A 16,220-nucleotide genomic window follows, 5' to 3' on the forward strand; every position below is an offset into this window, starting at 1 on the left:
TCTGTGGCAACTCAATTAAACCTATTAACAACGAGTCGATATTGAAACTACAAGGCAAAACACTATTAGCAAGGTAGTTGATGTTTATAGTGATTGCAAAATCACTAGGTTAAATCCCTCAACTCAATCATAAATTTACGGGTTAACATTTCCAGACCACTGCAGCCTTGTTAATGATGGTAAATTATTGGACGATTAACCCAATAAAAAAGCCCGAACTCAATATAATAAGTTCGGGCTTTTCGGTTGGAGAGGCTAACAAGTCAAATTAGCGATGGTACTGACTATTGATTAACACCTCTTACGCATCGTTATTGAGTAAAGGTCAACTCACCACCGGCGCTGCCAATATGGATTGGCTTACCGGGGATTAACTCACCTCGTAATAGACGCTGCGCTAATGGGTTTTCAACCTCTTGCTGCAATGCACGTTTTAATGGGCGCGCACCATAGACAGGATCGAAACCAGCCTGAGCAATTAACGCCAATGCGTCATCACTTATCTCTAATTCAAAGTCCTTATCTGCAAGACGAGCACGAAGATTATCGATTTGAATCTTAGCAATATGTGCAATGTGTTCTGACTCTAACGGATGGAACACGACACTCTCGTCAATACGGTTAAGGAACTCAGGCCTAAAACTATGGGTCACGACATTCATTACTTCAGCTTTCATTTCGGCATAAGTCGCTACACCAAAACGCTCTTGAATAATGTCTGAACCTAAGTTCGATGTCATGATGACCACAGTATTACGGAAATCAACCGTACGACCTTGTCCATCGGTCAAACGACCATCATCAAGCACCTGTAACAGGATGTTGAATACATCAGGATGCGCTTTCTCAACCTCATCGAGTAAGATAACCGAGTAAGGCTTACGTCTCACCGCTTCGGTTAAGTAGCCACCCTCTTCATAACCCACATATCCTGGAGGCGCACCCACTAAACGTGATACTGAATGCTTCTCCATAAATTCCGACATGTCGATTCGCACCATCGCCGCTTCGGTATCAAACAAAAACTTCGCTAGCGATTTGCACAGCTCTGTCTTACCCACACCCGTTGGTCCAAGGAATAAGAATGAACCAATGGGGCGGTTAGGATCCGCAAGACCTGCGCGGCTACGACGGATAGCATTAGCAACGGCATTGACGGCTTCATTTTGACCAATTACCCGTTTATGCAACGCATCTTCCATCTGTAAGAGCTTCTCTTTCTCGCCTTCGAGCATCTTAGACACAGGAATACCTGTGGCCTTTGAGAGCACCTCTGCGATCTCGACATCGGTCACTTTGTTACGCAACAAGGTCATATCTTGCATTTCAGCTTGAGAAGCTAAATCAAGTTGCTTTTCAAGCTCAGGAATACGGCCATATTGTAGCTCTGACATTCGGGTTAAATCCCCCGCACGACGCGCCACTTCCATATCCATTCTAGCCTGTTCGAGTTCGGCTTTAATATGCTGAGTACCAGCCAAGGCTGCTTTCTCGGTATGCCAAATCTCAGTAAGCTCTGCAACTTTCTCTTCGACTTCTCGTAGCTCACTGCGCAGCGTACTTAGGCGACGTAAGCTCGCTTCATCGTTCTCTTTACTCAACGCTTGCTCTTCAAGCTTAAGCTGAATCGCCCGGCGCTCAAGTTTATCTAGCGGCTCAGGTTTTGAGTCGATCTGAATACGAATACTCGATGCCGCCTCGTCAATTAAGTCGATCGCTTTATCCGGTAATTTACGATCCGAGATATAACGGTGAGACATGCTCGCCGCCGCCACAATCGCCGGATCGGTGATCTCAACATGATGATGCAACTCGTAACGCTCTTTGAGTCCACGCAAAATCGCGATAGTGTCTTCCACGCTAGGCTCATCGACCAACACTTTTTGGAAACGACGCTCAAGCGCGGCATCTTTTTCAATATATTGACGATACTCATCTAACGTTGTTGCACCGACGCAGTGTAAATCACCACGGGCTAACGCAGGTTTTAACATGTTACCGGCATCCATGGCACCATCGCCTTTACCGGCGCCGACCATGGTGTGCAACTCATCGATAAACAGAATAACCTGGCCTTCTTCTTGTGCAAGCTCGTTGAGCACCGCCTTTAAGCGCTCTTCAAACTCACCACGATATTTAGCCCCTGCAATCAATGCGCCCATATCGAGCGACAATACCCGCTTATTTTTGATCCCTTCGGGCACTTCACCGTTAATGATACGTTGTGCCAAGCCTTCGACAATCGCCGTTTTACCCACACCAGGCTCACCAATCAAGACTGGGTTGTTTTTGCTACGACGCTGCAGCACTTGGATAGTACGACGGATCTCATCATCACGGCCAATAACAGGATCCAACTTACCTTGCTCGGCGCGCTCCGTTAAATCTACAGTGAACTTTTTCAATGCCTGACGCTGATCTTCCGCATTAGGATCATCAATATTTTTACCAGAGCGAATTTGCAATATGGTTTGCTCCAACAACTCTTTGGTCGCACCAGACTTTTTAAGGCACTGTGCCAACGCATCACTGCCTTCTATGGCTGCCAACACAAAGAGTTCACTTGAAATAAATTTATCATTGCGCTTTTGCGCTAATTTATCGCATAGGTTTAACAAGCGAATTAACGCCTGCGATAACTGAATGTCTCCACCAGTACCTTCAACTTGAGGTAAACGCTCAAGCTCTTGGTTTAATGATGAGCGAAGTGTACTCACTGAGATCCCAGCTTGAGTCAGCAAAGGATGGATAGAGCCACTATCTTGATTAAGCAATGCCATCATTAAATGAATGGGTTCAATGAACTGATGGTCACGCCCCAACGCTAATGATTGAGCATCGGAGATGGCTATCTGAAATTTATTTGTCATACGATCAAGCCGCATACAACCTCCTAAACTAACGAATGAAGTCAACCTTCAGTATTTTGTTAATTTAAAGATGGGGGCATTTTTGCTTAATTCAAGTTTCAGCAGGCGTTAAAGGCCAAAAAGTTGCTACTTTTCTAACCAAATTAAGGATGCCATTCGTCCGGTAACAGACTCGCGGCGATAGGAGAAATAACGTTGCTTCAAGGTATAAGTACAATCGGGTAAGCAAAACAGGCGTGCAACACCCGCTTGCTCAATCCGATAGCGTGCGATCCCTTGTAGATCACCCATATACTTATGGCCATGAGGGCTAAAAAACAACGCTGTTTGCGGATGTTTAGCGATAAATTGCTGCCTGACGTCATCACCAACTTCAAAGGCTGTAGCACCAATACAAGGCCCTAGGTAAACCAATAGCTGATCGGCAGGCGCATCAAATTGCGCTATCGCAGCTTCAATAATGCCATCGCACAAGCCGCGCCAACCGGCATGAACAGCAGCCACTTGCGTAGCCTGTTTATCGCAAATAAGCACCGGAAGGCAATCTGCAGTCAGCACGACACAAACATGATTAGTACTTTGGCAAAAACTGCCGTCGGCAACTCGTTGTTGATCATTATCAAGATCGACCACTTTGACACCATGCACCTGCTCTAACCAAGCTGGCTCACATGGCAGTGCTAACGAGCTTCTAATAATCGCGCGATTTTGCATAACATCGGTGAACGAGTCACCCACGTGGGTACCGAGATTAAGACTATCGAAAGGCGGCTGGCTTACACCACCCTGTCTTTGGGTGAAGGCGAGCTTCACCCCTTTAGGTATAAGCCAGTCTGATGGTAGCATTAATAATCGGTCGGATGCGCTTTGGTATCTTCACGCAACGCTCGAGTCAATTGCACCATATCATCAGGCACTGGCGCCTGCCAGCTCATGATTTCACACGTGAATGGATGAGCTAGCTCAAGTCTGATCGCATGTAGCGCTTGGCGCTTAAAGCCCATGTAGATCTCGAAAAACTCAGGCGTCACCCCTTTAGGCGGACGCGGACGGCCAGCGTAAACCGGATCGCCCACTAATACGTGACCAATATGGGCCATATGCACGCGGATCTGATGCGTACGACCAGATTCAAGGCGCAATCTCAAGCGCGTATGGGCTCGAAACTTTTCTGCGACACGATAATGGGTAACCGCTGGCTTACCATTATGTACCACAGCCATATGAGTACGCTTAGTCGGATGACGATCAATAGGCTCATCCACAGTGCCACCCGAAATAAGGGTGCCCTGTACTATCGCTTCATATTCACGCACAATTTCACGTGCTTGCAATGCCGCCACTAAATGAGTTTGCGCTTCCACCGTCTTAGCCACCACCATTAATCCTGTGGTGTCTTTATCGAGACGATGCACGATACCCGCTCTTGGCACCAACTCGATTTCAGGGCAATAGTGCAATAACGCATTTAGCAAGGTACCGTCACTGTTACCTGCACCTGGATGCACCACTAAGCCAGCAGGCTTATTGATAACCAAAATATGGTCATCTTCATAGACAATGTTTAAGTCAATGGCTTGTGCTTCAGCTTTCGTTTCTTCGTGCAACGTAGCTTGCACTTCAATTTCTTGGCCTTCGAGTACTTTTTCTCGTGGCTTAGTTTGCACTACACCGTCGACATAGACAGCGCCTGCCTGTATCCACTCTTTAATGCGTGTACGCGAATAATCAGGGAACATTTCGGCCAAAGTTTGATCCAATCTTTGACCAGTTTGTGTTGCTGTTATCTCGCTTTTTAGATTAATCTCTTGTGTCATAGGAACCGTACCCGCGTTTTGGGGTCCAAAATAATGTGCTATCTGTTACAATCGGATTGTTTCTATTTTATCCTGAAATGGAAAAATTCTTAACTACAACTTAAAAAGAATCGAATTCAAGTATGCATAATTTTGCCAAAGGCGCAGCTGTCGCCTTGTTATCACTGGCCCTCGCGGCTTGCAGTAGTACTCCAGAAGATGATATCGAACTAACTAAATCATCGCCTGAAGTGCTTTATTCACAAGCTAGAACGTCAATGGAGTTAGGCAACTACAGTAAAGCTGTGCGCTCACTGGAAGCGTTGGACTCTCGTTATCCGTTCGGTTCACACAAAACTCAAGTGCAATTAGACCTGATTTACGCATACTACAAACTTGACGATCCAGCTTCTGGTATCGCCAATATCGATCGCTTTATTCGCTTAAATCCCACCCATAAAGATATAGATTACGTCTATTATATGCGTGGACTCGTCAATATGCAGTCAGATAATTACATGTTTCATGACATGTTGAATATTGACAGGACAGATAGAGACCCAAAAGCGGCGCAAGATGCCTTTAAAGATTTTGACCGTTTGATAAAGTCGTATCCTAACAGCAAATACGCTGCTGATGCGCAAAAACGTATGCAATTTTTAAAAAATCGTCTGGCAAAGTACTCAATTACCGTTGCCGAGTACTATATCAAGATGAATGCATGGAGCGCTGCGGCAGTGAGAGCGCAAACCGTGATGGAATCGTATCCTGGTACTCCTTACACTGAACGCGCCTTAGAGATCATGGCGACGGCTTATGAGGAGCTTGGACAAGAGCAACTTAAAGAGCATGTGTTATTGGTGATGCAAAGCAACTTTCCTGATAATCAATTAGTAAAATAACTACTGATATATTAACGCTCTGGCAGGCATCAACGGTGAACCGACTGATGTCAGCCTAAGTTACACATTTTGCCCCCTCCACGCATGTTGCCTTTTTTGACGCGTTAAGCCCTCTGTTTTAAATTAAGTCTTAAGTTTACGCACATCACTAAAGAGCGACCTAGCACAGTCTTGTCTGTGTCCCCACCAACTTACAACATAGCGTTGCGCCCGTGAACTTCACTCACAGGTACTATGGTCCCGACTGAGCAACTCGTTAAGTGCGACCTCCTATTTAACATATTCGCTTATCTTACCCGCCCGCTAAAACAATGTTGAATGACAATCTAAACCGCAATACTAAGCCACTGAGACCACTCTGATTCTCTAACTTACATCTGCGACTAACCATACAAGCATTCATCTTGTTGTATACCGTAATCGTATTTAACAGGCCGAACACCTCTTCATCGATTACCCCATAGGGAGCATCCCGTAAAACCTCACACTAACCTAAACACGGCTTTAAAATGATTATTGCTATAAAAAAGCACGTTTCGTGCAAAACTTATTCAAACGGAAGCTTTTGAAGCATATTTTTAATAAATGGGTTGACTCAAATCCCGAAAAGCTATTTAATGCACCCCGTCGCCCGAATAGCTCAGTCGGTAGAGCAGAGGATTGAAAATCCTCGTGTCCCTGGTTCGATTCCGGGTTCGGGCACCAAATTTAATTAGGTGCTGCGGCAACTAAACAAAAAAGCCTCGCAATGCGAGGCTTTTTTGTATCTGTAGACTTTAACGTTATCGTTAATTTAGTGGTGTAAAAGAGTCGTGATATGAACTAGTGGCGATTCACATCTCAGCCACCGCCTAAGCTACCTAAACCATAACTTAAACCATCTCAGCCACCACCAAGCTGTCTGCGTCCTCAACATTTAACTTATCCTTGTTAAGAGGATTAAAACCAACAGGGCCAAGATAAAACACCTTGGCCCTGTTGGTTTGCTGCTGGCGTAAAGATTAAATCTTAAATAAGCTTACCGCTTGATAAAGCGCTTCGGTCCGCGCACGTACTTCATCCGAAGCATTGGCATTTTCTTGCGCTGCTGTTGCTGAGTCTGCCGCAATATCGCGAATGATCACCACGTTTTGATTCACCTCTGAAGCCACAGCACTTTGCTCTTCGATAGCGGCCGCTATTTGTGTGCTCATATCCATAATATTGGTTACATCGGCATTAATTTGTTCTAGCAAAGCGCCAGCGTTTGCCGCCTCTGCCGCACTTTCACTGCCCTGCTTCTGGGTCGATTCCATTAATTCAACAATCGAGCGTGTGCGCGACTGTAAGGTTTGAATAATGTCAGAAATCTCCTCTGTCGACTCTTGGGTGCGCATGGCTAAACTTCTAACCTCATCGGCCACGACTGCAAAGCCACGGCCTTGCTCACCAGCTCTAGCGGCCTCAATGGCTGCGTTCAATGCCAGTAGGTTAGTTTGATCGGCAATCCCCCTAATAACATCAAGCACACTGCCAATAGTTTCACTGTCTTTTTCAAGATCTGCCACCACTTGCACTGAGCCATTGAGCTGCTCTGCCAATGCTTGAATTTTTTCGATAGTCTGCACCACGCCCACTTGCCCCTGCTGCGCATTATTATGGGTATTACTGGCTCGCTCTGCGGCCAACTCCGTATTATTAGCGATTTCATCAATGGTCGCGCCCATTTCGGTTATTGCGGTTGCAACCATATCGGTTTCATTCAGCTGGCGACTCACACCTTCTGATGCGCGAATGGCGTTTTCAGACAACTCTTTACACGAACGATTAACCATATCGACAGAATCTAACACCTGCTTAATTAGCTGCTGTAGTGAGTCGACCATGCTATTAAAATGCGTACCAATCTGACTAATTTCATCATCTGCAGTGGTATCACAACGTAGAGTCAGATCTTTGGTTTCTTCGATTTGCGAAATTGCATCGCTGATCTTTTTAACGGGATCCATGATGCTGCGAATAATCGCGAGGGTGAAACTGACTAGAATAATGGTGATCAGAATAAACACGGCAAGGCCGATGGTAGTCGCGCGACTTTCAGCGCTATCAATCGCCTCGAGTGACTGTTTTTTCAACACCACTAAATCGTCTTCAGCCTTAGCAATACTCTCTCTTAAAAGCTCCATTTGGCCATCTTCTTTGGTTAAACCAAGTTCAATTTCAGTATCGACTAACATCTTAAAGCTGGTTTGATAACCATTAAGTAATCGATTAAGTTGCAACTGGACACTGCCTGCAAGCGTCGAATCGGCAACCTGTTGCTTTAATTTATCGAGGTTAGTGCTGAATTTATCAACGTAACTCAAATCACGACGCAGCATAAAATCTTTTTCATTGCGTCTTAGCTGCAACATGGTCACCAGCATTTCGGCTTCATTATATTGCTCGATTAATGATTCAACGTCATGCACCGCACTGCGCAGGGTACCATACAAGCCATCTTTGGGATGTAAGCCTATTTTTTGCTGCAGACTTACAATATCAACAAACACCCGCTCATAACGCTCTACACTTTGTTTAAAACCATCTAATGTTGCAGCAGAGATACCATAGCGATCGAACGTTTCATTGAGTGCATGCAGAGTACTGTCTAACTGACTCGCGTTTGCTTTATGCTTATCTAGGTAGCTCAAATCTAAGCGCACAAAAAAAATCCTTCTCATCTTTGCGCAAGCTCAAAACTTCTTTTTCCAGTTCAATCACGCTCTGAGCAGCGTGTGAAAGATCGTCGAGCGTATCACCTGAATAAAGCTGTAAACCAAACATCGCAATAACCGAACAGATAGAAACGGCAGCACTAACAAGCAATTTGTGGCGTATGAGCATAGAGAAGGGATCCTTAGAGTATGTTGACTGTGCAATGTAGAGCTCAATAGACGATTAAGAGGCTAAAAATAGAAGCGATAACATCTTAACGATTATAGTTTATGTCGGCCGAGCCACGCCCTTTCTTAACACTAAGCCAACTAACCGCTGTAGATTTAGACAAATTACCTACAGGTAAGACCAGAAAATAAGGGTAATCCTCAAAATCGTCGGCGCAGTGGCCAACCCCCTCCCCTTTACACTTATTTAAAACATAATAGAGTAAATTGATAAAGCAACTCAAAAGCGATGCAGCCTTGTAGCACAGCATTTCGCCCGATTATCGCCCTAGCAGCTCAGCCTAAATAACCTGAACTCGGGATAAGAAATTGAACTAATAGCCCTCTTTGTGATCAGATCTCTCGACCAAGATTAATCAATCACGCAGAGGGCATATGAATAATTTAGTGGATGTATTTTGTGATGTCGATGATTTTTGTAATGCTTTTATTCCTCAATGGGAACAACAGTGCCTAACCGATGGAACTCGCAAGCGTAAGCGCGCAGGCAGAATGACGATGAGTGAAATTATGACAATTATCATCGCCTTCCATATGTCTAATCATCGTGACTTCAAGAATTTTTACACAGGATATCTGGCTCGTTTCTACAAATCTGATTTTCCAAACTTACTCAGCTACACTCGATTTCTTGAAGTCATGCCGAGTGCAGTCATTCCAATGTGCAGTTATTTTTCCTCTTTAAAAAGCGAACCGACAGGCATCGAGTTCGTTGACTCAACGAGCATTAAGGTTTGTCATAATTTACGAATTCCAAGGCATAAAACGCTAGCAGGTCTCGCCAGCCGAGGAAAAGGCACGATGGGCTGGTTCTATGGTTTTAAACTTCATCTTATTGTGAACCATCGAGGTGGCATCGTTGCAGCCAAAATAACACCTGCGAATGTTCATGACACGAAACCCGTAAAAGATATGGTCGTTGAATCAATGGATAAACTCTATGCTGATAAGGGGTATATCGGCAAAGCGTTAGCAGGCGACCTATTAGAACGTGGGGTAACTATCGTTAATAACGTGCGTAAAAATATGAAAGCAAAGGCTTTATCATTATGGGATAGAGCCATGCTTTCTAGACGATTTATTATCGAAACAATCAATGACCAGCTAAAAAACATCTCACAAATAGAGCATACACGGCACCGCAGCGTACATGGTTTCATGCTTAATGTGATAGGTGGTTTAGTGGCTTATCAACTCAAAGAGAATAAGCCACAACTCAATATTACATCAGCAGAATTCAACGTGATTTCAGTGTTACGTTAAACCGATCTGAGGTTAAATAATCAATTTCTGCAAGTCATCGCCACCATCACGATACTGATGACGCTGTGACACTTGAAAGCAGTAGATGCAAAAAACGATTTGCTGCTAAGTTATTTTGCTTTTTCAGCATCACAATACTAAAACACACATCCAAAGGCGGCATATCAATGGGTTTTAACACACACAAGGATGACTTAGTTTGCCCTTCTAATAGATTTACTTGAGGGGTTAAGGCCAGCATTTGCGAGTGTTGTAACGCAGCTTTAATCGGCTGAAAAGTGTCATAATGAAGCAAGCCAGCAAAATCAACCCGGTATGGAGAAAAAAGATCAGCAAAAGACTCCATCACTCCAGTAGGTAAATTACGCGGTATTGCCAAAGGATAATCGCGTATGTCGGCTAAAGTCAGCTCAGGTTTCACCGCCAAAGGATGGGTTTTTCGTGCGCAAAATACCGCGTGGTAAGAGGGTAAATTAAATGTCTGCAGTAATGCTTCATGACCTAACGCCTCCCCTTTGATATCGGTGACCAACAAAGACAACTTACCTTGAAGCAGTTGCTGTATATGCTCCTGCCAAGTTGCGACCTTAAGATCCACATGCACATCGGGATGCAGTTCAATAAAACGCCCTATTGCAGGGCCAATAATGGTATTGGCTGGCACAGGGCTAGCGCCTATCAATAAATGACCGCTACTTTTACCTTGTAGATAATGCAGCTCTTTACGCAAGGTATCGACACAGTCCAAAATAGCATCGCTATGACTTAGCACTAATTCGCCCGAAGCCGTCAGAGTCATCGATTGATGACCGCGATTAAGTAGTTCGGTGCCGAGTAAACTCTCCAGCCTTTGTATGCTTCTGGTCAATGACGGCTGAGCGAGGTTAAGCCGTTTGGCGGCCTTTTGATAATTTTGCTCCTTAGCAAGCACACTAAAATTTCGTAAATGTCTAAACTCAATCACAATCCACCCACCAAGCGCGCAACAAAACAACAACATACATTTGCAACAAAGTTTCAACAACAAAGTTGCTGTGACACTTTGTATCACCTCTAGCAACACGCCCGCCTAAACGCAACACATCAAGCTATTGATTATAAAAAGTTAAAATTCAGATAAATTGCTAGCAATAGCTTTTTCTCATGATGATATACGCATAATGCATTGGCATCTCAACAGCATAAATCATAACAATCGAGCGGCAGGAGTTAACACGATTGCAACAACTAGAAATAAAAACAAACAAGGAATGAAGCATGAAACTCAAGAAGATCAGCGTTATGACGCTAGCTGCGTTATATGCGACAGGACTAGGGGCGCTTGTTGCTGACCCCTTGTCCCCTGAGCTGCGCCAAGCCAATAATTTGGTCGGTGTCAACATAACGCCCGAACTGCTGGAAAAGTACAACAACAAATCTTCTCATCCAGCAACAAACAAAGTTAGCCATCCCGGACAAATCGGCCTCAACGTACATCGCGCAGCAAAAGGCAGTAATCATCAAGCGCCTTTTGTGTGGGAAGACGAGATTCAAGGTCAGCATACCTATATCATTCAGTTAATGGATGCGCCAATCGCGCTATATCAAGGCGAGCGTCCAGATTATGCTGCGACCTCTCCACGCAGCCAGCAATCCAATATGCGCAGTAGTGGCCGTGGCACTTTAGATGTCAAAAGCCCTGCGGCTAAGAGCTACAAGAAGTTCTTAACACAAGCGCAAGATCGCGCGGTGAACCAAATTAGGATGGTCGCCCCCGATGTTCAAATTAAACAGCGCTTTAATGTTGCCTTAAACGGTATGACTCTAACTCTCACACAGCAGCAAGCCGCCGATGTGGCGAAAATGGCTGGTGTCAAGGCGGTCACCCGCGCTAAAGAGTACAAACTATTTACCGACGCAGGACCAAAGCACATTGGTGCAGACATGGTTTGGCAAGGCTCAAGCGCCCCCGATGGGGTTGAGCTACGTGGTGAAGGGATTATTGCCGGTATTATCGATACCGGAATTAACTCGGACCACCCCTCATTTGCCGCCGTTGCAGGTGACGGATATAAGCACACCAACCCATTGGGCGAAGGGAATTACATAGGTGATTGTCTCGAATACCCTATGATGTGTAACAGCAAACTGATAGGGGTTCGTTCGTACGATATCATTACTGATACCTACAAAGATCCTATTTATCAACCAGACGTTCCACGTTGGGATGTCGATTATAAGCGCCCACCTAACGGCGAAGATTATAGCGGTCACGGCTCACATACTGCTAGTACGGTTGCGGGTAACCTACTGTATAATGTGAACTTCCCACTTAATGGCATGACAGAATCTTCTGATGGTGTACCAACGCCATTAGTGTTCCCTGAAATATCGGGTGTTGCACCACGTGCCAACATTATCGCTTATCAAGCCTGTTATGCCGGAGATGGCTCTTACAGTGAAACCTATGGTGGTTGCCCTGGAGATGCACTTGTGGCCGCGATAGAAGATGCCATTATCGACGGCGTTGATGTCATTAACTTCTCCATTGGTGGTTTAGAGAGTTTACCTTGGTATGATGCCATCGAGATGGCATTTCTGGCCGCGCGTGAATCAGGCATTTCTGTCGCAGCTTCTGCAGGTAACTGGGGCCAATACGGCCCATCTTATATAGACCATGTATCACCTTGGTTAACCTCGGTTGCTGCTAGCACCCATGGCCGTAAAATCGACCAAATCCCTGGTAGGCTTACCGATTTTGTTGGTGCAAACGCACCAGAAGATATCACCGGTGCCGGCATTACGGGTGAGTTCAGCGGTACTCTGGTAGATGCAGCCCATTATGGCGATGCACTCTGTCTAACCCCGTTCCCAGCCAATACCTTTAACAGCAATGAGATTGTCTTGTGTAAACGTGGCGATATCGCCCGTGTCGACAAAGGCGTCAATGTTGCTGCAGGCGGTGCAGGTGCTGTCATACTCTACAATGCGATTAATTGGGACGATGGTACCGGCGGTAATAGCTTGAACTTAAATACGTTCCCCATTCCAGGGTTACATGTTGACTACAATGCGGGTAGAAAACTCACCGAATGGGTTGCCAACACACAGGATGCACAAGCCAGTATTTATCCATCTGAGATTGTGACCACCGAACGTGAAGCCGATGTGTTAGCCAGCTTCTCATCACGCGGTCCTAGCCTGAGCAATCCTAATGTGATGGTGCCCAACGTATCTGCGCCTGGGGTGGATATTTTTGCCGCTTACGCCGATGAAATGCCCTTTAGCATGTACCCAGCGCCAAGTGATTACGTGGCAATCAGTGGTACCTCTATGTCTGGCCCACACGTGGCGGGTGCATTAGCGCTACTGACTCAAGCCTATCCACAATGGACTCCGGCGATGATCCAATCAGCCTTGATGACCACGGCTCTGCCAGGAAAGTCATATGGTAGAAGTTATCCACCCGAGCTCAAAGAAGCCACCTTCTATGAGATGGGTAGTGGTGTCATTAACGTAGCTCGCGCAATGAAAGCGGGCTTAGTCATGGATGAAACGGCTGATAACTACCGCGCAGCCAATCCAGAAGAAGGCGGTGATGTTACCGCGCTGAACGTGCCTTACTTAGTGAATGCTGAATGTAAAAGCAGCTGTACCTGGATGCGTACCTTTACCGCGACAACCGATGGTGAATGGGATATCAGCGCAACTGGACTCGAAGCCGAAGGTGCGCCTTTCCTTGAGTTAGGTGTCTATCCAAACAGTTTTAGCCTCAAGGCTGGCCAGTCGCAAAGCATTATGGTTACCGCCAAAGTGCTGGATGTGTCATCGGTTAATGCGAACTCTTCGTCTAACGAGGTGTTTGGTAAGGTTGAAATCACCCCTAAAGATAGCAACCTATCGAAACAGTACCTGCCTGTAATGGCACGTTATAGCGGTTCTAGCCTGCCAGAAATGGTATCAGGCATGATCCACCGTGACACAGGTACCATTCTGACGCCAGAGTTGATGACCAAAGAGATCAGTGAGCTGAATGTCACAGTCCATGGTTTAACCGCCGGGCAAATGACTGAGCATAAGCTCAGTGCATCAAAGCTCCCTGATTACACTCAGCCTGAAACGCTGAAGAGCAATCCAGGTATTGATATCCAATTCTTCGATGTTCCAGAAGGTACAAGTCGTATCGTATGGGAGATTACGGCTGAAGATAAAACCGCTGTAAGCAAGATTGATATCGGTATTGATCTTAATGAAAACGGGCTAGTTGACTGGTATGACGAAGCGATTTGTTTCTCATCGACCGACATCCTCGACTTCTGCAACATTAATAATCCAGTACCAGGACGCTACTGGGCTCTGGTTAGCAATAACAAGAGCCTCTATGGCGATGTTAAAGATACCCAAGACAGTATCACGACTAGCTTAGCGGTTATTCCCAATGAAAGTAATCAACAGTTAGACGTCACAGGACCACAAAGCACTAATGGTCTTGACCCTTATCAACTGCAGATGCATTGGACATTGCCTGGCGCAGAAAAAGGCGATCGTTTCTATGGCGTAATTGAAGTGGGTAGCAGCGCTGACAATGTCGGTAACATTGGTAAGATGGCTGTCCATTTGGTTCACGGCGGTGACGATGTTGCTATTGTGACCAGTCAAGAACAAGCTAAAGAAGGCGATGTTGTCGATGTCACCGTGACACTGGCCCCCAACACCCTTGGGCTAGAGCGAGATGTGAACATGCATCTTACGCTACCAGAAGGCTTGCAACTGTTGGCTGACACTGTCACAGCAATTAGCAACAACCAAAGTCTGCAAGATTCAATCAATATTGAAGGACAGCAGATCAGCTTAAGCACAGTTCAGATGGCGAGTAACGCTCAAAAACGTCAATATCACTACACCACCAGTGCTGTAGATGAGAGCTGTCGAGTCCCCATCGGCTCAAACCCATACTACTTAGATCTACTTAGCGAAGCGGGTATCACCGCAGAGCCAGCGATCCAAGGTCGTTCAAATGACACCGTGATCTTACCATTAAACATCTTTGGTATTGACCGTATCCCACTGTATAACAATAACCCTGATTATATGGAGCCAGATACGCTCGCCATTTCACCCGGTGGCTTTATTCAACTTGATAGCATGCCGCTGTTCTGGCCTGCGCACTATCCTGTTGCTGCAGATTTCTTCCCTGACACGATTATTGCCCCACTATGGCGCGGCGACGGTTTTATTCTATCTGAATACAACATGGACACCGACAGCCTAGATGGTGTGAGTATGGCAAGCACGGTAAGCGGTGATTACCTGATTGTCGAATGGGATAATATGCGCCAAGAGTTTGCATGGGGGGTTAACTTCGAGCCAGACTACGACGCACGTTATAGCTTCGAAGTGATTGCCTCGAGTAAAATAGACTTCACCCCTGGCAAGCATGAATTTGTGTTCGCTTATGACAAAATTCAAGGCGCTAAATCACACTTAGGGTCAATTGGTCTGCATGGCTACTATGGCCCACGGGGCACCTATGGCCCAACTTATGGTTATAGTGGTGATGGCTTTGCCTTTGACGATCTTGACTCAAAGATTGAAGAAGGACTTGTGGTCTGTGCTAACTATGCTGGCCCAGAGCAATCTGAAATTAAAGTGTCGTTTTCAGCTAGAGTCAGTGCCACAGCAGTTGGTCAAGCACTTAACCTAGCGGTAGACAGTGACTACACCGGCAGCGATAGCATCACAACTACCGCAGTCATTAACGTGCCATCGAATCTGTCTATTGGCGCGCTTAATGATATGTCTGTCGATGAAAATGACAGCATAAGCTTTGAGGTGCTAATACAAGATAAAGAAAACACCGCAAATGGCATTAAAGTCAGTGGCGAGCACATCAGTGCCGTTATCGAAGGAAACATGGTGACCTTAACACCAGAGCAAGATTGGCATGGCGAAACGACCGTTACGGTAACAGCCCATGACATCACCTTCCCTAACGATGCAGCGCACACCAGCTTTACGCTAGTGGTTATGTCTGACGGCGTAGAACCTACGCCTCCAGCACCAGAGCCAGAAGCGCCAGCACCAGAAACATCCGATGATGATGGTGGTAGTTTAGGTTTCTTAGCCATTGGCTTATTAGCATTGGTAGCCGGACGTCGTAGAAAGCTTCACTAATACAGAAGCTTTAACAGAGTCTACAGAAGCTTTAAAAGAGTCACTTAATACCTGAGCCTAAAACTGAATCATTCAGTCGAAGGCTCAATCTTAAGTTGACGCTGACACGATAATCACAATAAAGGGTCCTCAACGAGGGCCCTTTTTTTTGCGCATAATCCACCAAAGTGAACAGCAGTAATAGCGATGGCGAATCATATCCAGTCAATGACTGATTATTGGGCATAAACGATTCTGCAGCCGGTTATTTGGCAACAAAGATTCGGGTTCTGGCTATTTGAGATAAGGTTATTTGAGATAAGGTTATTGGAT

The 16,220-nt window shown here is 45.6% G+C and carries 7 protein-coding genes, 1 tRNA gene and 1 pseudogene; 4 read left to right on the top strand and 5 right to left on the bottom strand.

Annotation, left to right across the window (positions count from 1 at the left end; all coding sequences use genetic code 11):
- Positions 1–311 precede the first annotated feature (311 nt).
- The 3 genes from clpB to rluD all read right to left on the bottom strand — a co-directional run bounded on the left by clpB (position 312) and on the right by rluD (position 4,687).
- Positions 312–2,885 (bottom strand): ATP-dependent chaperone ClpB, encoded by a 2,574-nt coding sequence (clpB, locus tag AC0VXX_RS13265; RefSeq protein ID WP_475514616.1) that lies wholly within the window; start codon positions 2,883–2,885, stop codon positions 312–314.
- A 111-nt stretch (positions 2,886–2,996) separates the two neighbouring features.
- Complete coding sequence (pgeF, locus tag AC0VXX_RS13270) at positions 2,997–3,716, bottom strand: peptidoglycan editing factor PgeF (protein ID WP_475514617.1); 720 nt, start codon at positions 3,714–3,716, stop codon at positions 2,997–2,999.
- On the bottom strand, positions 3,716–4,687 hold the full coding sequence (rluD, locus tag AC0VXX_RS13275) for a 23S rRNA pseudouridine(1911/1915/1917) synthase RluD (RefSeq protein WP_475514618.1): 972 nt from the start codon (positions 4,685–4,687) through the stop codon (positions 3,716–3,718). The genes pgeF and rluD overlap by 1 nt, the downstream gene beginning before the upstream one ends.
- 122 nt (positions 4,688–4,809) lie before the next feature.
- On the opposite strand from rluD, the gene AC0VXX_RS13280 reads away from it, so the two are divergent.
- On the top strand, positions 4,810–5,568 hold the full coding sequence (locus tag AC0VXX_RS13280; protein ID WP_475514619.1) for an outer membrane protein assembly factor BamD: 759 nt from the start codon (positions 4,810–4,812) through the stop codon (positions 5,566–5,568).
- A gap of 629 nt (positions 5,569–6,197) precedes the next feature.
- Positions 6,198–6,273, top strand: a tRNA-Phe gene (locus AC0VXX_RS13285).
- A gap of 296 nt (positions 6,274–6,569) precedes the next feature.
- Here the strand turns inward: AC0VXX_RS13285 and AC0VXX_RS13290 are convergent.
- Positions 6,570–8,433: pseudogene (locus AC0VXX_RS13290) on the bottom strand (methyl-accepting chemotaxis protein).
- A gap of 434 nt (positions 8,434–8,867) precedes the next feature.
- Here AC0VXX_RS13290 and AC0VXX_RS13295 point away from each other — a divergent pair.
- Complete coding sequence (locus AC0VXX_RS13295; RefSeq protein WP_475514308.1) at positions 8,868–9,755, top strand: IS982 family transposase; 888 nt, start codon at positions 8,868–8,870, stop codon at positions 9,753–9,755.
- Between the two features lie 46 nt (positions 9,756–9,801).
- Here the strand turns inward: AC0VXX_RS13295 and AC0VXX_RS13300 are convergent, their stop codons facing one another.
- A complete protein-coding gene (locus AC0VXX_RS13300) occupies positions 9,802–10,719 on the bottom strand; it encodes a LysR family transcriptional regulator (protein WP_475514620.1) in 918 nt (305 codons plus the stop codon).
- A 293-nt stretch (positions 10,720–11,012) separates the two neighbouring features.
- Between AC0VXX_RS13300 and AC0VXX_RS13305 the strand changes: the two genes are divergently transcribed.
- Entirely contained in the window at positions 11,013–15,908 is a 4,896-nt protein-coding gene (locus tag AC0VXX_RS13305; protein ID WP_475514621.1) for a S8 family serine peptidase, read from the top strand.
- Positions 15,909–16,220 lie beyond the last annotated feature (312 nt).

The sequence above is a fragment of the Shewanella sp. QJM3NY_23 genome, assembly GCF_056173105.1.